At 70.5% G+C, this 18,150-nt stretch carries 18 protein-coding genes and 1 pseudogene; 6 read left to right on the top strand and 13 right to left on the bottom strand.

What is annotated here, in order from left to right; translation table 11 throughout:
• Nucleotides 1-8: 8 nt before the first annotated feature.
• From BLU81_RS22080 to BLU81_RS22045, 8 genes are read right to left on the bottom strand one after another with little or no spacing between them, the layout of a single operon-like run.
• Entirely contained in the window at nucleotides 9-1,091 is a 1,083-nt protein-coding gene (locus BLU81_RS22080) for a hypothetical protein (protein ID WP_092546410.1), read from the bottom strand.
• Between the two features lie 13 nt (nucleotides 1,092-1,104).
• A complete protein-coding gene (locus tag BLU81_RS22075) occupies nucleotides 1,105-2,121 on the bottom strand; it encodes a TolB family protein (protein WP_157751729.1) in 1,017 nt (338 codons plus the stop codon).
• Complete coding sequence (locus BLU81_RS22070; RefSeq protein WP_172890598.1) at nucleotides 2,118-3,335, bottom strand: MFS transporter; 1,218 nt, start codon at nucleotides 3,333-3,335, stop codon at nucleotides 2,118-2,120. The genes BLU81_RS22075 and BLU81_RS22070 overlap by 4 nt, the downstream gene beginning before the upstream one ends.
• Nucleotides 3,326-4,408 carry a DegT/DnrJ/EryC1/StrS family aminotransferase gene (locus BLU81_RS48495; RefSeq protein WP_157751728.1) on the bottom strand — a complete coding sequence of 361 codons (1,083 nt, stop codon included), beginning with the start codon at nucleotides 4,406-4,408 and terminating at the stop codon, nucleotides 3,326-3,328. The genes BLU81_RS22070 and BLU81_RS48495 overlap by 10 nt, the downstream gene beginning before the upstream one ends.
• Nucleotides 4,405-5,043: an acetyltransferase gene (locus BLU81_RS22060; RefSeq protein WP_092546407.1), complete on the bottom strand. Its 639-nt coding sequence runs from the start codon at nucleotides 5,041-5,043 to the stop codon at nucleotides 4,405-4,407. Before BLU81_RS22060 ends, BLU81_RS48495 begins: the two co-directional genes overlap by 4 nt.
• On the bottom strand, nucleotides 5,040-6,152 hold the full coding sequence (locus tag BLU81_RS22055; RefSeq protein ID WP_092557459.1) for a DegT/DnrJ/EryC1/StrS family aminotransferase: 1,113 nt from the start codon (nucleotides 6,150-6,152) through the stop codon (nucleotides 5,040-5,042). The genes BLU81_RS22060 and BLU81_RS22055 overlap by 4 nt, the downstream gene beginning before the upstream one ends.
• Before the next feature lie 8 nt (nucleotides 6,153-6,160).
• Complete coding sequence (locus tag BLU81_RS22050; RefSeq protein ID WP_197686344.1) at nucleotides 6,161-7,117, bottom strand: NAD-dependent epimerase/dehydratase family protein; 957 nt, start codon at nucleotides 7,115-7,117, stop codon at nucleotides 6,161-6,163.
• Nucleotides 7,114-8,166, bottom strand: a complete 1,053-nt coding sequence (locus tag BLU81_RS22045) for a Gfo/Idh/MocA family protein (RefSeq protein ID WP_231954697.1) — start codon at nucleotides 8,164-8,166, stop codon at nucleotides 7,114-7,116. The genes BLU81_RS22050 and BLU81_RS22045 overlap by 4 nt, the downstream gene beginning before the upstream one ends.
• Before the next feature lie 281 nt (nucleotides 8,167-8,447).
• Between BLU81_RS22045 and BLU81_RS22040 the strand changes: the two genes are divergently transcribed.
• Nucleotides 8,448-9,029: an acyltransferase gene (locus tag BLU81_RS22040; protein WP_092546405.1), complete on the top strand. Its 582-nt coding sequence runs from the start codon at nucleotides 8,448-8,450 to the stop codon at nucleotides 9,027-9,029.
• Nucleotides 9,030-9,136: 107 nt separating this feature from the next.
• Here the strand turns inward: BLU81_RS22040 and BLU81_RS22035 are convergent, their stop codons facing one another.
• Genes BLU81_RS22035 through BLU81_RS22020 form a run of 4 tightly spaced genes read right to left on the bottom strand, consistent with a single transcriptional unit; the run spans nucleotide 9,137 to nucleotide 12,657 of the window.
• Nucleotides 9,137-9,697, bottom strand: coding sequence for a GTP-binding protein (locus tag BLU81_RS22035; protein ID WP_092546404.1), 561 nt, complete (start codon nucleotides 9,695-9,697; stop codon nucleotides 9,137-9,139).
• Nucleotides 9,698-9,701: 4 nt separating this feature from the next.
• Entirely contained in the window at nucleotides 9,702-10,034 is a 333-nt protein-coding gene (locus tag BLU81_RS22030) for a DUF742 domain-containing protein (protein ID WP_092546403.1), read from the bottom strand.
• Nucleotides 10,031-10,459, bottom strand: a complete 429-nt coding sequence (locus BLU81_RS22025; RefSeq protein ID WP_092546402.1) for a roadblock/LC7 domain-containing protein — start codon at nucleotides 10,457-10,459, stop codon at nucleotides 10,031-10,033. Before BLU81_RS22025 ends, BLU81_RS22030 begins: the two co-directional genes overlap by 4 nt.
• Complete coding sequence (locus BLU81_RS22020) at nucleotides 10,456-12,657, bottom strand: nitrate- and nitrite sensing domain-containing protein (protein ID WP_092546401.1); 2,202 nt, start codon at nucleotides 12,655-12,657, stop codon at nucleotides 10,456-10,458. The genes BLU81_RS22025 and BLU81_RS22020 overlap by 4 nt, the downstream gene beginning before the upstream one ends.
• Before the next feature lie 306 nt (nucleotides 12,658-12,963).
• Between BLU81_RS22020 and BLU81_RS22015 the strand changes: the two genes are divergently transcribed.
• Nucleotides 12,964-14,325 (top strand): M20/M25/M40 family metallo-hydrolase, encoded by a 1,362-nt coding sequence (locus tag BLU81_RS22015; protein ID WP_092546400.1) that lies wholly within the window; start codon nucleotides 12,964-12,966, stop codon nucleotides 14,323-14,325.
• A 231-nt stretch (nucleotides 14,326-14,556) separates the two neighbouring features.
• Nucleotides 14,557-15,561: a hypothetical protein gene (locus BLU81_RS22010; protein WP_307833808.1), complete on the top strand. Its 1,005-nt coding sequence runs from the start codon at nucleotides 14,557-14,559 to the stop codon at nucleotides 15,559-15,561.
• A 3-nt stretch (nucleotides 15,562-15,564) separates the two neighbouring features.
• Here the strand turns inward: BLU81_RS22010 and BLU81_RS22005 are convergent, their stop codons facing one another.
• Nucleotides 15,565-16,074: a GNAT family N-acetyltransferase gene (locus tag BLU81_RS22005; RefSeq protein ID WP_157751727.1), complete on the bottom strand. Its 510-nt coding sequence runs from the start codon at nucleotides 16,072-16,074 to the stop codon at nucleotides 15,565-15,567.
• Between the two features lie 132 nt (nucleotides 16,075-16,206).
• On the opposite strand from BLU81_RS22005, the pseudogene BLU81_RS22000 reads away from it, so the two are divergent.
• The 3 genes and pseudogenes from BLU81_RS22000 to BLU81_RS21990 form a co-directional block, all read left to right on the top strand.
• Nucleotides 16,207-16,635 (top strand): annotated as a pseudogene (locus BLU81_RS22000) (ATP-binding cassette domain-containing protein); the annotation flags it as partial.
• Between the two features lie 117 nt (nucleotides 16,636-16,752).
• Nucleotides 16,753-17,259: a YlcI/YnfO family protein gene (locus BLU81_RS21995; protein ID WP_092546397.1), complete on the top strand. Its 507-nt coding sequence runs from the start codon at nucleotides 16,753-16,755 to the stop codon at nucleotides 17,257-17,259.
• A gap of 41 nt (nucleotides 17,260-17,300) precedes the next feature.
• Nucleotides 17,301-18,146 carry a DUF4097 family beta strand repeat-containing protein gene (locus tag BLU81_RS21990; protein ID WP_092546396.1) on the top strand — a complete coding sequence of 282 codons (846 nt, stop codon included), beginning with the start codon at nucleotides 17,301-17,303 and terminating at the stop codon, nucleotides 18,144-18,146.
• The last annotated feature ends 4 nt before the right edge of the window (nucleotides 18,147-18,150 follow it).

Here is an 18,150-nt window from a genome sequence, read left to right as displayed (position 1 = left end):
CTCGACTCTCAGTTGGCCGGCGGGACCGGCTTGCCGTCCGACCAGATGTTGTTGGCCCAGCGGTTGCCGGGGAGCTTGGTGTTGAAGCTGGTGACCGGCCCGTACCCGCCGCATTTCTTGTTGGCGCCACGCTCGAAGACGTTGTCCTCGACGACGATGTCCCGGACCCCGTCGTTGAACTGTTTGTTCTCCTCGGAGCCGCCGTAGAGGCAGTAGGAGACGTGCGGGCTGGCACCCAGGTAGTTGTTCCGGATCAGGATTCCGGAGACCGGCCCGAAGTCGGGGAACAGGTTGACGTTGCCGGAGCAGCCGCCGCCCGCGCTGTTGGTGGCCGCGTCGCAGACGATCGTGTTGTGGATCAGGGTCACGTTGCTGCGCCCGCTGCCGCCGGTGTCGTTGGCGAGGAACCCGCCGAGGTGCCACTCGGTGCCGTCCTTGAGCAGCTGGCCGTGCAGCCACGAGTCACGGATGTCGCAGTTGGCGTAACAGCTCACCGACGTCTGACCACCGTGGATGTTCGACCGGCGGATCGTCATGTTGGTGCTCAGCACGGCCGGGCCCTGCCACATCCCGGCGGCGACCTCGGAGTCCTCGAGGGTGAACGAGTAGCCGGTCGCCTCGGTGGTGGTCAGCGTGCCCTTGACCAGGCTCCTGCGGATCACCACGTTCTTCGCGTTGATCAGGAACGGGTCGCAGTCGATCGTCTTGCCGCTGACCACGGTGTTGCTCTTGGTGACGGTGCACGGCCCGGAGTAGCGGCTCAGATTCGTGCCGGCCGGGACACCGGTGTTGTGCGCGCCGGGGAAACCACCGGTGCCCGGTTTTGCGGCCTTGGTGGGCGATGGCTTGACCGATTTCGACGGGCTGGGCAGTGCCGACACGGCCGAGGGGGCCGGGGCCGACGGGACGAGCGACGGTGGCGCCGAGTTCACCAGCGCCGACGGGTCGCCGACCAGTGGCTCACCCGCGGCCGGTTCGGGTGCCGGGGTGGCGGCGCCGTCCCGGTACTGGAGCGCGACATATCCGGTGGCGGCGAGCACGACCACCCCGAGCCCGGTGGCCAGCCCCCGGCGTATCCAGAGCGCCTTCAATGTTCGGTCCTCTCTAGCGGACGACGGCCGGGGACCAGGCGTCCTTGATCAGAACTCGGGGAGTACCGGAACCGTCGGCGGGCACCGCCCACACGTCGCTGGACGCGGTTCCGTCGGCCTGCCGCGGCAGCCCGTAGATCACCGTGCCGTCGTCGAGCCATTCGACCTGGTCGTCGACGCTGTGTTGTTCGGCGAGCACGGTCTCGGTGCCGGTGCGCAGGTCGTGGACGGCCAGTCGCCACCGGCCGGCCGGCAGATCGCCGTGCTTCTTGAACGCGACCCGGGTGCGGTCGGGGGAGAGCGACGGGCATTCCACATCACTGCGCAGAGCCTTGACGGTACGACCGGACAGGCTCCCTTCGACCAGCCACGTCGTCCCACCGGAAGCCGCCGTGGCGTAGAACTTGTCGTCGTCGTGAAACGTGACGCCCCACAGGTTCTTGTCCGCCGCGGTGATCGCCTTCCCGCCGACGACCAGCTTGAAGTCCTCGATGTCGCCGACCTCGGCACCGGCGGTCCGGGTGACGACCGTGCGGGTGGAGAACTGGCCCGGGTTGGCGTAGGAATCACCGAAGACGAACGTGGTGGTGGCGGCCAGAGTCCCATCCCGGGAGAGCCGGGCCCGGCTGGGAATCCCGGTCAGGGTCAGCTCCCGGCTCTTGGCCCACGACGAGTCGAGCAGTTGGGCCTGATAAGTCGTGACGAGTCCGCGTTTGGCGGACAGGCAGATCGCGTCATCGTTCGTCGCGTAGACCCGCTCACATGAGGCCGGTGTGAACGTTCGCGGCCCGTCCGGGGCACTCAGCGGGACCACTGCCACCCGTCCGTACTCCGGACCCAGGGCGGTGCTGCGGAAGACCAGGTGCGGTGCGGCCCGCAGGGTGGTGAGATCGCCGCCTTGCGGGACCACGGGCGCCGCGGCGAGCGCCGTAGCCTGATTTTTCCTGATATTGAGTACGTATCCGGTCGCGCCGATCACGGCCAGCAGCAACACGGCCGAGAGCAGGGCGATCCTAAACCGGAGACTCACGATTCCACCCCGCGCAACAGCCAGCCGATGAACGGGATCGCCACCAGCAGCAGCCCGGCGAAGACCAGCAGTGACTGGGACGGGCCCTGCACACTCCACATCAGGCCGAACAGCACCGACGACGCGAACCGGGCCAGCGCCACCACGGTCTGCGCGGCCGCGATCCCACTGCCCCGCGCCTCGGCCGGGATGAGACGGCTGACCAGAGCGGGCAGCACCCCGTCGGTGGCCGCGTAGAACACCCCTAGCAGCAGCAGGACCGCCACCGTCAGCGCGACCCCGCCGGACGGCAGCGCCCCGAGCAGATAGCAGGCCAGCAGCGCGACGTGCCCGCCGACCAGCACCCGGGCCCGGCCGACACGGTCGGCGAGACGGCCCAACGGCACCGCGAGGGCCAGGTACGCGACGTTCGTCCCCACGTACAACAGCGGGAACCAGACCGCCGCGAAGTCGTCCCGGTCCTGCAACGTCAGGTAGAGGAACCCGTCCCCGACGGTCAGCAGCCCGAGCACCCCGGCGGCCAGCAACGGCCTCCGTAACCGGCGCCCGCCCACCTCGCGCAGGGTGCGCCGCAACCCGATCCGGGCCGTCCCGGCGGCGGTCCGCAGGTTCGGCACGAACAGCACCAGCACCGCCAAGCCGACGACGGCGAACGCGAACGACACCACGAAGATCGAGTCGAAGCTGCCCGGCACACTCGCCAGCAGCGCGAACGCGACAAGCGGCCCGAGCGCGGCGCCGACCGTGTCGAGAGCCCGGTGCACCCCGAACGAGCGGCCCAGCATCGCCGGGTCGGAGGACTCGGCGATCAGCGCGTCCCGGGGCGCGGTGCGCAGCCCCTTGCCCAGGCGGTCGACGGTGACGACGGCGGTGATCGCGGCGAAACCAGTGGCCGGGAGCATCGCGATCCGGCTGAGCGCCGACGCCCCGTAACCGGCCACCGCCACCCACTTGGGCTGGCCGCCCCGGTCCCCGGCATATCCTCCGGCGATCCGCAGGAAGGCGCTGACCCCCTGGTACATGCCGTCCAGGAAGCCGTACGCCACCGGGCTCAACCCGACCGCCATGGTCAGGTAGAGCGGCAGCACCGACGCCACCATCTCGGACGACACATCGGTCAGCAGACTCACCGTGCCCAGCAGCAGCACGGTCGTGGCGACACGCCCGGTCGCGGAACTCCCCGCGGCCGGACGGTCCCGGACTGTTACATACACGCTTTCCTCAGCAGGTCGGCGACCCGGGCCTGCTGGTCCGGGGTGATCTGCGGGTAGATCGGCAGGGACAGGATCTCGCCGGCGACCCGCTCGGCGTTCGGGAAACGGCCGCCGAGCGACGCGAACGCGCCGGTATGGTGCACCGGGATCGGGTAGTGGATGGCCGCGCCGACCCCCGCCGCGTTCAGCTTCGCCAGCACGTCGTCGCGGTTCGGCACCCGAACGCAGTAGATGTGCCAGACCGGGACGTTGCCGTCCAGCACGACCGGGCGTACCACCTGGTCGAAGTCCTTCAGCAACTCGTCGTAACGGGCCGCCGCCGCCCGCCGCTGCTCGTTCCAGACGGCCAGCCGGGCCAGCTTGGCCCGCAGCACGACCGCCTGCAGACCGTCCAGGCGACTGTTCACCCCGACCACGTCGTGGTGGTATTTGCGCAGGCCACCGTGGCTGCCGAGAGTGCGGACCGCGGTCGCCCATTCCTCGGACGAGGTGGTGACCGCACCGGCGTCGCCGTACGCGCCCAGGTTCTTGCCCGGATAGAAGCTGGTCGCCGCGATCCCGTCGACCCCGGAACCGAGGCCGTGCCGGGTGGCGCCCTGCGACTGCGCGGCGTCCTCGACGATCGTCACACCGGCTGCCCGGAGGCGTTCCACCGGGGCGAGCTGGCCGTAGAGGTGGACCGGCGCGATGGCCCTGGTCCGCGGGGTGACCGCCGCCAGGGCCGCGTCCACGTCGATCAGGTAGGTGTCCGGATCGCAGTCCACCAGCACCACCGCGGCCCCGGTACGGGCGACCGCCTCGGCCGTGGCGATGAACGTGTTCGCCGGCAGGATCACCTCGTCACCCGGGCCGACCCCGACCGCCTTGAACGCCAACTCCAGGGCATCGGTGCCGTTCGCCACGCCGACACAGTGCGGCAGGCCGGCGAAGTCCGCGTACTCGCGCTCGAACGCGGCCACCTCGGGCCCGCCGACGAACGCCGTGTCGGCGATGACGCGTTTGAATCCGGCCTCGACCTCTTCGGCCACCTCAGCGTGCGCCGCGGCGAGATCGACGAGGGGAATGCGGGTCATGTAGTCGGCTCCTTGGAGTCACGGAGGAAACGGGCCGGGTTGCCGGCCCAGACCTGGTGCGCGGGCACGTCACGCAGCACGACCGAACCCATCCCGACCAGCGACCAGGCGCCGACGGTCACGCCCTCCCGGACCAGCGCGCCGGCCCCGACGTAGGCGCCCTCGGACAGGACCGCCGCACCGCCCAGGCGAACCCCGGAGGCGATCGTGGCGTACGGGCTGATCAGGTCGTCGTGGGTGAGCACGGCCTGCGGCATGACGGCCACGTGCGGGCCCACCGTCACGTCGGCGGTCAGGACCGTGCCGGCCAGCAGCACCGAACCGGCGCCGACACTGCTGCCGGCCCCGATCGAGACCGACGGGTGCACGACGGTGGCGTACCTCTCCACGGGCAGGCCGAGACGTTCCACGATGCGGCGCCGCGCGTGATAGTCGCGTGGATTACCCACGCAGACCACCACCGCGGCGTCCATGTCGCGAACGCCGTCGACCGGCCCGAGGATCGGCAAACCCGAACGCTGGGTCCCGATCAGCGCCGGGTCGTCGTCGGCGAAACCGAGGACCCGCCAGCCGGTGGCCGCCGCGGCGGTCTCCCGGGCGAATCCGCCGGCTCCGACGATGACCAGGTCTTTCACCGGGTGGCCAGCTCGCGCAGCACGCCGGTGATGTGGTCCTGGTCGGCTTCGGTGAGTTTGTGGTGCAGGGGCAGGATCAGCGACTCGCGGGTGATCCGTTCGGTCACCGGCAGCGGGCCGGGGGTGACGTCGGCGTAGGCCGGTTCCAGGTGGGCGGCCATGATGCCCCGCCGGGCGGAGACACCCTTTCTCGCCAGCTCGGCGAGGACCTCGTCGCGTCCCACCGGGAAGCCGTCCAGCAGCACCCAGAACGACTGGTAGTTCGTCTGGCCGTATGCCGGGTCCCTGATGGCGATAAGTCCGTTGATGTCGGCCAAAAGGGACTGGTAGCGCGCCGCGAGCTGCCGTCGCTGCTTTACTAAAGCGGACAATTTACCCAACTGAACCAGGCCGACAGCAGCCTGGATATCGGTCATCCGGTAGTTGAACGCCGTCTCCAGATAAGCCTCGATCACCGGCTGCTTCGAGGCGTGCCGGTCGGCGGCGGAGACGTTCATCCCGTGTTCCCGCAGACGCTTCAACCGGGTGGCGTCGTCGGCCGAGGCGACGGTGACCATGCCGCCTTCACCGGTGGTGATCAGTTTTCGCGGGTGGAAGGACCACGCCGCAATACCTGCCTCAGCTCCGGCTGGCCGTCCGTAAGCCATCGAACCCGCCGCACACGCCGCGTCCTCGACCAGAGCCACACCCCAGTCGTCAGCCGCCTTCCGCAGCGCCACCGTGTCGAACGGCACCCCGCCCTGATGCACCGCGATCACCGCCCGGGTCCGTCCCGTCCGGACCGCGTCGATGGTCTCCACGGTCAGGTTCCCGGTGGCCAGCTCCACGTCCGCGAAGACCGGCGTGGCCCCGACGTAGCGGACCGCGTTGGCAGTGGCGATGAACGACAGCGACGGCACGATCACCTCGTCGCCGGGCCCGAGGCCGAGCAGCACCAGCGCCAGGTGCAGCCCGGTGGTGCAGGAACTGACCGCCACCCCGTGCCCGCCGCCGACGGCCGCCGCGAACTCGGTCTCGAACCGGGCCACCCGCGGCCCCTGCGCGACCCAGCCGGACCGGATCGCGTCGGCCGCGGCCTGCGCTTCCTCTTCCCCGAGGTCGGGGATCATCACCGGGATCACTGGGACGCCCGCCACCAGTCGACGAGACCCTGCAGGCCCTGTTCCAGGGTGAGTTCCGGTTTCCAGCCGAGTTTCCGCTCGGCCAGGGAGATGTCGGCCAGCCGGCGGGTCACCCCGTTGACCGCGCGGGCCGGGCCGTGCACCGGAGCCAGATCCGACTTCATCACGGCGCTGAGCGCGGCGGCCAGGTCGACCAGGCTGGTCTCGGTGTGGCTGGCGATGTTGAAGACCTCGTCGGTGACGTCGGCGCGGGCGGCCAGGATGTTGGCGCGGGCGATGTCGGCCACGTGCACGAAGTCCATCGTCGCCAGGCCGTCACCGAGGATCAGCGGCGGCTCGCCCGCCTCGATGCGTTCCATCCAGCGGATCAGCACCTCGGTGTAGAGGCCGTGGATGTCCATCCGGGGCCCGTACACGTTGAAGTAGCGCAACGCGACGTAGTCCAGATCCTTCATCGCCTTGAAACTGCGCAGTGTCGCCTCGTTGAAGGCCTTCGCCGCGCCGTAGAACGTGTCGTTGTTGTACGGGTGGTGCCGCTCGTTCGTCGGGAACTGCTCGGCCAGCCCGTAGACCGACGCCGACGACGACGCGATCAGCTTGCGCACCCCGGCCTCGGCGGCGGCTTCGATCACGTTGAAGGTGCCGTCGACGAGTACCTCGTTGGCGAGCCGCGGTTCCTCGGCACACTGCGTGATCCGGATCGCCGCCAGGTGGAAGATGAGATCCTTACCCGCGGTCAGCTCCTTGACGAGCGAGACGTCCCGGATGTCGCCGTCGACGATCCGAACCGAACCGTGCGGCGCCACATTGGAAGCCCGCCCTCGCACGAAGTTGTCGAGAACGACGATCTCCGCCGCGCCCCCGCGCACCAGTTCGTCGACGACGTGCGAGCCGATCGTGCCCGCCCCGCCGGTGACGAGAGCGCGCGCGCCCTCGATCTCTACCCCACTCACGACATGTGCCCTTCGTCCAGCTTGATCATGGTTCCGCCTTCGGTCAGGCTGCGTGACGCCGCCTGGAGGATCTCCAGCACCCGAAGCCCGGACCGGCCGTCGGTCAGTGCCGGAGTCCCGGTGGTGATGGCCCGCGCGAACTCGTCGACCATGGTCCGCAGCGCCTCCCGCTCGGTGAGTGCGGGCGCGACCATGTCGCCGGACCGGTACGACACCAGGATGTCGCGCCGCTGCTCGTCGCCCAGTTCCTCGGGCGCCGAGACGTCCACCCCACGGTCGTAGAGCGACAGCCGCTGACTCGGGTTCAGGTCGTCCCAGACCAGGGTGCGCTTGGAGCCGCCGAAGATCGCAGTCCGCACCTTCACCGGGGACAGCCAGTTCACGTGGATGTGCGCGATGGCACCGTTGCTGAGCTGCAGCGTCAGGTAGGCGATGCAGGCCCGGCCGGCGCCGATCCCGTCGGCACCGTGCGCGGCCACCGCGATCGGGCGAACCGCGGGCGGCAGCACGAAGTCGAGAATCGACAGGTCGTGCGGCGCCAGATCCCAGATCACGTCGATGTCGCGCTGGACGAGACCCAGGTTGATCCGTACCGAATCGAGGAAGTGCAGTTCGCCCAGCTCGCCGGCGGCGAGCAACTCGCGGATCCGCAGCACCGCCGGGGTGTAGCAGTAGGTGTGGTCGCACATCAGCGTCAGGCCGCGCCGGTCGGCTTCCTCGACCAGCTGCAGGCCCTCCTGGTAGGTGGCCGCCAAGGGCTTCTCGACCAGCACGTGTTTGCCGGCGCGCAACGCGGCCATCGCGACCGGGAGATGGGTGCCGGCCGGGGTGGCGATGGCGACCGCGTCGATCGACGGGTCGGCGAGCACCTCGCCGAGGTCGGCGGAGACCTCGACGGTGGAGTAGCCGCCGAGCACCCGCTGGGCCCGTTCGACGTCCAGGTCACAGAGCCGGCGCAGGTGGAAGGCCGGGCTGCCCTGGAAGTTGCGGACCAGGTTGGGGCCCCAGTAGCCGGCTCCGACGACGGCCACGCCGATAGGAGGATTCACGGAGATCCTTTTCGTCAGGGGTGCGTCCGGGCATGGTGGACGGACATCGGACGCGGTCCGTTCGGAAAGCTATCGATCCTCTGTGGCCGGACGCCAGACCGTGAAAGGATTTCAGGCGATGCCGGGGGTGAGGCCGATACCTTCGGTCAACCGGGTCCGCCTGACGGTCAGGGGCGGCACGCACCAATGGCCAGAATGGACGATCGGGTCGGGTAGCCGACATTGATTCCCGTCTCCGGGTACTACCCTGTGGCCCGCTGTCTCCGTTCGAAAGGCCACGCATGATCGCCTCCACCGCAGACGTCGACGAGAAGGCCGTGATCGGCGCCGGAACCCGGATCTGGCACCTCGCCCAGGTTCGTGAGGACGCCACTGTCGGCCGGAACTGCACCGTCGGCCGCGGCGCCTACATCGGCCCCGGAGTCGTCCTCGGCGACAACTGCAAACTCCAGAACGGCGCCCTCGTCTACGAACCGGCCCGCCTCGCCGACGGCGTCTTCGTCGGCCCCGCCGCGGTGCTCACCAACGACGAGTACCCGCGCGCCGTCACTCCCGACGGCCGCCTCAAGACCGGCGACGACTGGACCGCTGTCGGTGTCACCGTCGGTGAGGGCGCGGCGATCGGCGCCCGCGCGGTGTGCGTCGCCCCGGTCACCGTCGGCCGCTGGGCACTGGTGGCCGCCGGAGCCGTCGTCACCAAGGACGTCCCCGACTTCGCCCTGGTGGTCGGCGTCCCGGCCCGCCGTGTCGGCTGGGTCGGCCGGGCCGGGCGCCCGCTGATCGCGACGACCGCCACCATCTGGGTCTGCCCGGCGACGGCCGCCGTCTACGTCGAGGCAGAGGGTCTTTTGACCGAGATTTAGTACGCCGCACCAAAGCCCTGCCACCACCGCGCGAGGCAGGCGTCGCCGCACTGCCGCCCCGCGACCGCCGGGCCGAATGCGACCCTTACTCACACTGCGCGACCTTCTTACCCTGCACGACGGCGGGCCAGCACACGCTCGGTGAGGGCCACCAGGACTGCCTTGACCGACTCACGATGCCGGGCGTCGCACTCCATCAGCGGCATGGTGTCGGCCAGTCCGAGCGCGTCCCGGACCTCCGCCGGGTCGAACCGGCGGGCCCCCTCGAAGGCGTTGACTCCGATGACGAACGGGATCTCCTGCTCCTCGAAGTAGTCGATGGCCGGGAAACAGTCCTCGATCCGCCGGGTGTCGACCAGCACGATCGCACCGAGCGCCCCGTCGACCAGGTCGTCCCAGAGGAACGCGAACCGGTCCTGCCCCGGCGTCCCGAACAGGTAGAGCAGCAGCGTCTCGTCCAGGGTGATCCGTCCGAAGTCCAGCGCGACAGTGGTGGTGGTCTTGGCGGCGACCGCTGTCGTGTCGTCGACCCCGATCGACTTCTCGGTCATCTCGGCTTCGGTCACCAGCGGCTCGATCTCCGAGATCGCGCCCACGAACGTGGTCTTGCCGACCCCGAAACCGCCACTCACGACGATCTTCACCGCCGTCGGGGCGGGAGCCTCCATCGTGCTAGAGCGCCCGAACACGGTCCCGGATCCTCTCGATCAGCGCCACGGCCGGTTCGCCGGGCAGGTCCCCGGCCCGCAGCAGCCCCTGGGTGATCAGGTCGGCGACGATCACCCGGACCACCCCGAGCGGGGCCTGCAGGGCGGACGCCAGATCGGCTATCGACCTGGGCTTCTGGCAGAGCTCGACCACGTGCCGGGCCTCGAATCGCAGGGGAGCGGACAGGGCGGCCGGTGCGGCGTACAACTGGGTCTCGATCCGTAGCCCGTCGTGCAGTGGCTGGGTCCGCCCACCGGTGAGCATGAACGGCCGTACCAGCGGATCGTCGGTGTTCATCGGGGTAGCCGCTGCCGGGACGCGGCGATCAGAGCCGGGGTCAGCAGGTCACCGAACCGTTCGGCGAGCATCGAGATCTCGTAGCCGACCAGCCCCGGGTCGCTGTCCCCGGTGGCCACCACGCCCAGGCAGCTGCCGCCCGGGATCACCGAGATCACCAGGAAACCCCGGATCATCTCGATCATCAGGAGTTTGAGGCCGTCGAAGTCGTAGCGGCGGGACGCGCTGCGGGCCAGGCTCGCCATGCTGGAGACGATCGCGCCGAGCTGGTCGGCCTCGGCCCGGTCCAGCCCCTCCGAGGCGGCGATCAGCAGGCCGTCGGAGGAGACCGCCACCGCGTCGCGGACCCCGTCGGTCTGGTGGACGAAGTTGCCGAGCAGCCAATCGAGCTGGTGCCGGTCGGCGGTGGGCGCCTCGACGCTCACGAGATCTCCTCTGGAACGGCGTGCCGGGCCTGGCCGGCTCCGCGCTGGATGCCCTGGCGCAGGGCGGTGAGCCGGGAACGGACCACCTCGGGATCGTGCGGCGGTGCCGGCTCCACCGTCTTGCGTGGCGCCGGTTCGGCCCGGCGTGCCCGGGGGACACGTTTACGCAGGCCGTTGGCGGTATGGCCACTGTCGGTGTGACCGGTGTCGACCACGACGTAGTCGATCTCGGCCGGCAGTGGGCGGGGGCCCGGTTCCCGGCTGTCCGTCAGTGGCTTCGTCTCCGGCGTTCTCGCCGCCAGTGGCTTCGTCTCCGGCTTTCGCTCGGGCAGCGGTGCCGGTTCGGTCAGCAGTTCCGTGGGCACCGTGACCCGGGCGGTCACCCCGGTCACCGCCGACCGGGCCAGCTCCACGCCGACGCCCATGTCGGCGGCGAGCCGCCCGACCACGTAATGCCCGAGGAACCGGGCCGGAGCGGTGATGAAGTCGCCCTCACCCCGCAGCCGCCGATTGGACCGGTCCAGTTCCTCGGTGTTCATCCCGACCCCCTGATCGCAGATCGCGATCAGATAGCCGTCGTCGACCCGCCGCCCGTGGATCTCCACGTCCAGATCCGGCGGCGAGTAGGCCAGACCGTTCTCGATCAGTTCGGCGAGCATGTGTGCCAGCCCGCTGACCACGGTGCCGGAGACCAGGGTGTCGTCCAGCCGCCGCAACGACACCCGCCGGTACTCCTCGACCTCGGACACCGCGGCCCGGATCACGTCGGTCATCGGCACCGGGCTCGACCACTGCCGAGGGCTGGCCGCGCCGACGAGCACCAGCAGGCTCTCCGCGTTGCGCCGCATCCGGGTGGCCAGATGGTCCAGTTCGAACAGGTTCGCCAGACCGGCCGGGTCGGACTCCTCCTGTTCCAGGCGGGTGATGAAACCGAGCTGGCGGCGCAGCAGGTTCTGGTTGCGGCGGCCCAGGTTGGCCAGCGACTCGGAGGCGGCCCGGCGCAGTTCGGCCTGTTCGGTGGCGAGGGTGTAGGCGGTGCCCTGTACCCGGTCGAAGGCGTCCGCCACCAGTTGCATCTCGGCGCTGGCGTGTTCGCTGACCAGTACCGGGCCGGGTGGTTCGGCGTTCTGCCCGTCGGCGGCGCGGCGAACCGCCTCCGGCAGTCGCTGCCCGGCCAGCCGGTTCGCCTCGGCGGCCAGCCCGGCGAGAGGGCTCGCGATCGACCGGGCGGCGATCGTACCCAGGTAGATCGCGATGGCGACGCAGACCAGGACCGTCGCGCCGAGCCCGGCCATCCGCAGGTTCGCCTCGTCGAGCAGGACGCGGGCGCGGTCCCGGAGCGAGTCGCCGATGGTCCGGGCCAGGGCGGCCAGGTCGTCGAGCACCGGGCCGGTGGTGGTCCACCACAGTTGCGGGTCGGCCCGGATCGCCTGCCCGTCGCCGGAACGCAGCGCGCGGTTCTGCAACTGTTCGGCGCGCTGGGCCGGACCGCTGCTGTACAGCCGGTCCTTGGCGGCGATCGCCTCCGGGGTGGCGTACTCCTCGAACTCGTCGATCGAGGCGTCCAGCGCGGCCCGCAACTGCACGAACCGCAGGAACTCGCCCTCGGCGAAACCACCGGCTGAGAAGACGCCGCTGAGGAAGGCCCGTTGCCGGGCGGTCGCCTCCTTGGCCAGGTTGAGCATCGCCAGGGACTCGGTGCCGAGCCGCATCGGGGCGTCGCCGGCGTTGTCCAGGGCGAAGTACACCTCGCCGAGGTCGTCGACGACCTCGTTGTAGTCCTCGAACACCCCGGCCCGCCCGGCGTCGCCGGTGTCCACGTCGGCGCGGATCCCGGCCAGTTCCCCGGCTCGTTCGAGGGCCTCGGTGACCTGCCCGTCCAGGTCGCCACGTTCGTCGACCAGCTGCCGTACCGCGGCCCGCCGCTCGTCGACCCGCTGCCGGGCGCCCGGCACCTCGGCGCCGAGACCGGCGTTGCCGGCCAGCATGCCGAGGGTGACGCCGCGTTCGGTCTGCACCTCCTGGACCAGGGACTGCACGGCCAGGTCGAGGGTGAGCGCGTGGTCGGTGCGGGCGGCGAGGCGGTACGTGGAGTACTCCTCGGCCACCACGGCGGAGAGCAACAGCAGCATGGCCGCGACCGGAAGCGCCAGCATGCGGACCATCCGGCCCCGGATCGAGCCCCGGCTACGGGCCATCCGTCCTCCTCCGTCAATGGCTGGCACGACGCGGCAAAGGATCGACGGACGCCGACATGGGGTCAACACCTCTATCGGGCGACGGGGGTTCCCCCGCTGCTCGGCCTGATCGCCCGGTCGGGTCGGTTCCTCCGAACGGGTGGTTCTGCGACCCTGATCACGGCTTCCGGCTCATTGCCCGATCCCTATATCGACAATAGTCTTTCTTCGACTTGGGTCGTCATCCCCACCGGGATCGGCGATCTCTTCAGCGAGGGGGAAATCTTGGACACCGATGCCGAGAAGTCTGCAGTGTCGCGCCGCCGGATGATCACGATTGCGCTCGGGGGTGCGGCCACCGTCGCGCTGCCCGCACCCGCCTGGGCCGCCGGGGACCAGCGTCCCGGCGCGGTACGCCCACCCACCCTGACCGCGAGTGATCTGCACGTCGTCGACAACGTGTCGGCCGAACGCGCCGTCAAGGACCTGAAGGTGCTCTCCCAGGGCATCGGCCCCCGCATCGGCGGCACCCGCTCGGAGAAGAGAGCCGCCGACTACGTCTCCGGGGTCCTCGACCGGCTCGGGTACGACGTGACCCTCCAGCCGTTCCCGGTGGCCGACAAGTTCCTCGCCCAGCTCGACGCGCCCCGTGGCCTGCCCGACGACCTGAACTGGCAGGTCGGGGCCTCTCCGCACGCCGCCCTGGACACCCGGGTCCGCGGCGACGTGCTGGACGCCGGCGCCGGTGGTACCGCCGACTACCCGGAGGACGTGACCGGCAAGATCCTGCTGATCGACTACGCCGTCGCCACCCGGGAGACCCTGGTCGCCACCGCGGTCGCCCGCGGCGCGGCAGCGGTGGTCTTCCTGCCGGCCGACCTGGTCGAGCCCCGCCGGGCCTCGGCGTTCAGTCCGCAACTGCCCGGCTTCGCGACGACCCCGGTGGCCGTTCCGGTGGTCGGCGTCGCCCAGGCGCAGAAGCACCGGCTGCGCGCCCTGCTCGCCACCGGACCCCTCAAACTGACCGTCTCGACGGCCGCGCACCGGGGCCTGACCTCGCACAACGTCCTCGCTGAGCGCCGCCGCCGGGAGACCGGCGGCCCGGTGGTGATGGTGAGCGCCCACTACGACACGGTCATCGGGGCGCCCGGTGCCAACGACGACGGCTCCGGCACCGTGCTCACCCTGGAGATCGCCCGCGTGCTGCGCCGGCTGCCGACCGCGGCGACCCTGCGGTTCGCCCTCTGGGGATCGGAGGAGCAGGGCCTGATCGGCTCCCGCTACTACGTGGCCCAGCTGCCGCAAGCCGAACGCGACCGGATCCTCGCCGTCTACCAGAACGACATGGTCGCCACCAGCTGGGACCCGGCCGTCCGGTACTGGTTGCTCTCCCACACCGGCCTGGCCAACCGGGCCACCGACGAGGTCGCGGCCGCCGCCGACCGGCTCGGCTACGCGCCCCGGATCTCGCCGGTCACCCTGCGCGGCTCCAGCGACCACCAGTCCTTCCAGGAGGTGGGGATCGCGTCGGCGAACTTCTCCTGGCGCGGTGAGGCGTCCCCGGCCCTGCTGGAACCGCCCTACCACAGCCCCGAGGACACCATCGCCAAGAACATCAGCCTGGAACGCCTGCAGGTGTCGCTCGAACTGATCGGTGCGGCGGCCTACCGGACCGCGCTCGCCGGCTGAGATCCGGCCGGAGGGGCGGTGCGAACCGCCTCCCGGCCGTAACATCGGCCGGTGCGAATTCGACGGATCGCTCCGGCCGTGCTCATCGTCGCCACCCTCGCCGCCTGCCAGTCGCCAGCCGCTCCGCCTGTTTCCCCGTCCGCTTCTCCGCCTGCCTTCCCGTCTCTTCCACCGCCTTCTTCCCCGCCTTCTTCGCCGTCTGTTTCGGCGTCGGCCTTGCCGTCACCGTCTGTGAAGAAGGCGACGGTCAAGAGCCTGCCGAAACCCGGCAATGCGTCGGGCCGGGCGGTTGTTCCGGCAGCGGCCAGGCCGGTCGGCACGAGCGACCCGGATCGTACGATCGGCAACGGCACTGCCGCGAGCTGCACCTCGGCGGCAGTGGTCAAGGCGGTATCGGCCGGTGGGGTGATCACCTTCGACTGCGGCCCGGAACCGGTCACGATCGCCATGACCGCCACCGCGAAGGTGCGTAACCAGGTCTCCCGAGTGGTCCTGGACGGCGGTAATCGGGTCACTCTCAGTGGCGGCGGCAAGCGCCGCATCCTCCACCTGGACGCCTGCGACACCACCCTGGGTGTCAGCCCCGCGAGCGGCGACTGCCACGACAAGGCCACACCCCGGCTGACCGTGCAGAACCTGGCGTTCAGCCGCGGCAACGCCACCGACCCGACCGACGAGGACGGTGGCGGCGGGGCGATCTTCGTCCGAGGCGGCGGCCTCAAAGTCATCAACTCACGGTTCACCGGGAACAAGTGCCACCGGACCGGCCCCGACATCGGCGGCGGCGCGATCCGGGTCCGGCTCCAGGGCGCGAACCAGCCCGTCTACGTGGTGGGCAGCACCTTCACCGGTGGGGTCTGCTCCAACGGAGGCGCGCTCAGCAGCATCGGCGTCTCCTGGACCGTGCTGAACAGCCACTTCTCCGGCAACCGGGCCGTCGGCACCGGCGCCAACCCGGCCCGCGACGGCACTCCGGGCGGGGGCAGCGGCGGCGCGATCTACCAGGACGGCGACACCTACCGGCTGACGCTGAACGGCACCCTGATCGAGGGGAACCGGGCGGCCGAGGGTGGTGGTGCGGTGTTCTTCGTCAGCAACGACCGCACCGGACGCCTGACCATCCGTGGTTCCACCCTGCGCCGCAACGTCAGCGCGGGCTTCGAGTCCGACGGCCTGCCCGGCATCTTCTACCTCGGGTCCGGTGACCCCACGATCAGCGGATCCAAGCTCAGCTGAGGCTTACAGCGTGCAGCGCATCCGGAGGCTGCGGATGTGGTCGTCGACCCGGGACAGGGCGGCCCGGACCGTCTCCACCGGCTCGAACCCGCGGGCCCGGTAGAAACCGATCCCGTTCTGGTCGCCGAGGAAGACCGACACCCACACCTCGGTCCCGCCGGCGTCCCGGATCTGCTCGGTCACCCGGTCCAGCAACAGAGTGCCCAGGCCACGGCCCCGCTCGGCCGCCTCCAGGTAGACCAGCGACAGCTCGCCGGTGATCCGGCCGGTCATCCCGCCGCCGGCCGCGCCGAGAACCCGGCCGTCCCGCTCGGCGACCTGATAGCCGAACCACTCCGGCGGCGCCGCCGTGATCTCCGCGGCGACCCGCGGCTCGTTGTAGAACTCGGTGACACTGCGCTCGATGTAACCCGGCGGCAGCAGATCCCGGTAGGCGTCGCGATAGGCCGTGGAACAGATCGTGGCGATCCTGCTCACATCAGCCGCGGCGGCCGGGCGGACAACGGCGGTCAACGATGATCGTGGCACGGAGCAAGGTTAGCGCCTGTTCAGGCGATCACACCCCACCGATGTTTAGGGGTGGACCACAGGGCGGGGCCAGCACTTACGCTCGGTCCCCAACCTCCTCCCGGGACGGAGCCGACCTTGCCCACATCGGACCGGCGGGCAACCGCACTGGAACTGGCGGGACTCGTCAAACGATTCGGCCCGAAAACCGCCGTGCACGACGTGACCCTCACCGTGCCGGCCGGTTCCTTCTACGGTCTGGTCGGCCCGAACGGCGCCGGCAAGACCACCGCCCTGTCGATGGCCGTCGGCCTGCTGCGCCCCGACGCCGGTCAGGCCCGCGTCTTCGGCGCCGACGTCTGGGCCGACCCGGTCGAGGCCCGCTCCCGGATCGGCGTGCTGCCCGACGGTCTCGCGCTGCCGGACCGGCTGACCGGCCGTGAGCTGCTGGTCCACCTGGCCCGGTTGCGCGGCCTGGACCGGGCCACCGCGGCCGGCCGGGCCGCCGAGCTGCTGGACCTCCTCGACCTGCTCGACGCCGAGCGCACCCTGGTCAACGACTACTCGCGGTGGTCGCTCTGCTGAAGGTCGCGCTGGGCCACTGATGCCAGCATGGTGCCAAGTTGGCACCACGCTGAGCCAAGAAGTCTTGTGGTGGTGCCACGGGTGTGCCACTATGGCGTCATGGACTTGACCACGTACGTGAGCAACCTCGGGCGGGAGTTCGCCACCCTCGCCGAGTCCGGTGGCGACGAAGCGCGTGCGCTGGTCGAGCGCCTGACCGGGTCGCTGGAGTCGGCGATCCGGATGACACTGCTGGAGACGCTGTCGGCGGCTGCCGACGAGATCACCCGCGATCTGGCTCCGGGCTCCGTCGAGATTCGTCTCCGCGGCCGCGACCCGGAGTTCGTCGTCACCCCGGCACCCGCTCCGGCGGCACCGGCCGCACCCGCCCCGGCTCCGGAGAGCGACCCGCTGATCGGCGAGGACGGGCCGTCCGCCCGGATCAACGTGCGCCTGCCCGAGCAGCTCAAGGCCGCCGTCGAGGAGGCCGCCGCCAAGGAGGGCCGCTCGGTCAACGCCTGGCTCGTCCGGGCCGCCGCCGGCGCCTTGCCGCAGCCGGCCCGCAACCCGCGTCCCGAACCGTCCGGCGGCGGCGGCACCAAGTCGTTCACCGGCTGGGTTCGCTGACCAGCTAAAACTCCCGACCGACCCGTCACGAGGGGACCACCATGCCTGTTTTCGCCACGCCCGCATCGATCAACGTCACCATCGAACTGCCGGCCGGTGACGTGTGGATCACCGCGACCGACCGCACCGACACCGTCGTCGAGGTCAAACCGAGCAACGCCGCCAACGAATCCGACGTGGAGGCCGTGAACCAGATCCGCGTCGACTACACCGACGGCGCACTGCGGATCATCGGCCCGAAACGCACCTTCGACTTCTCCCGCAAGTCCCGCTCGGTCGAGGTGACCGTGGAACTGCCCAGCGGCTCCCACATCAACGCCGAAGTGCAGGCGGGAGAGGTCATCGGCGCCGGCCGGCTCGGCGGCTGCCGGATCAAGACGTCCGCCGGGCACATCCGGGTCGAAGACACCGGCTCGCTGACCCTCAGCACCTCCGCCGGCAACCTCACCGCCGGCAGCGTCATCGGAACCGCGGACCTCTCCAGCGGTTCCGGCCGGATCCAGGTCGGTGAGATCACCGGGACGGCTGTACTCAAGAGCTCCAACGGCGAAATCCAGATCGACACCATCACCGGCGACGTACGGGTCCGCTCGGCCAACGGCGACATCCGCATCGACCGGGCCGGTGCCGGAGTCGACGCGAAGACCTCCAACGGCAACGTCCGCCTCGGCGAGGTGGCCCGCGGTTCGGTGCTGCTCGGCACCTCGATGGGCGACCTGGAGGTCGGCATCGCCGAGGGCACCGCGGCCTGGCTCGAGGTCGACACCAGCTTCGGCAAGGTCCGCAACGAGCTCACCAACGCGCTGAGCCCCGACGAGGCCGACGAGACCGTCGAGGTCCGGGGCCGCACCTCCTTCGGCGACATCCTCATCCACCGTTCCCGCTGACACC

The sequence above is a fragment of the Actinoplanes derwentensis genome (assembly GCF_900104725.1).
Taxonomy (GTDB): domain Bacteria; phylum Actinomycetota; class Actinomycetes; order Mycobacteriales; family Micromonosporaceae; genus Actinoplanes; species Actinoplanes derwentensis.
The sequence above is the reverse complement of the archived record's forward strand: the minus strand, read 5'-3'. Positions and strand labels throughout refer to the sequence as shown.

What these genes read in the sequence shown, in the direction of transcription:
- BLU81_RS22035 (WP_092546404.1), bottom strand. Translation starts at nt 9,697, where the DNA reads ATGGAGGCTCCCGCCCCGACGGCGGTGAAGATCGTCGTGAGTGGCGGT.
- BLU81_RS21995 (WP_092546397.1), top strand. Translation starts at nt 16,753, where the DNA reads ATGGACTTGACCACGTACGTGAGCAACCTCGGGCGGGAGTTCGCCACC.
- BLU81_RS48495 (WP_157751728.1), bottom strand. Translation starts at nt 4,408, where the DNA reads ATGACCCGCATTCCCCTCGTCGATCTCGCCGCGGCGCACGCTGAGGTG.
- BLU81_RS22040 (WP_092546405.1), top strand. Translation starts at nt 8,448, where the DNA reads ATGATCGCCTCCACCGCAGACGTCGACGAGAAGGCCGTGATCGGCGCC.
- BLU81_RS22015 (WP_092546400.1), top strand. Translation starts at nt 12,964, where the DNA reads ATGATCACGATTGCGCTCGGGGGTGCGGCCACCGTCGCGCTGCCCGCA.
- BLU81_RS21990 (WP_092546396.1), top strand. Translation starts at nt 17,301, where the DNA reads ATGCCTGTTTTCGCCACGCCCGCATCGATCAACGTCACCATCGAACTG.
- BLU81_RS22030 (WP_092546403.1), bottom strand. Translation starts at nt 10,034, where the DNA reads ATGAACACCGACGATCCGCTGGTACGGCCGTTCATGCTCACCGGTGGG.
- BLU81_RS22055 (WP_092557459.1), bottom strand. Translation starts at nt 6,152, where the DNA reads ATGATCCCCGACCTCGGGGAAGAGGAAGCGCAGGCCGCGGCCGACGCG.
- BLU81_RS22020 (WP_092546401.1), bottom strand. Translation starts at nt 12,657, where the DNA reads ATGGCCCGTAGCCGGGGCTCGATCCGGGGCCGGATGGTCCGCATGCTG.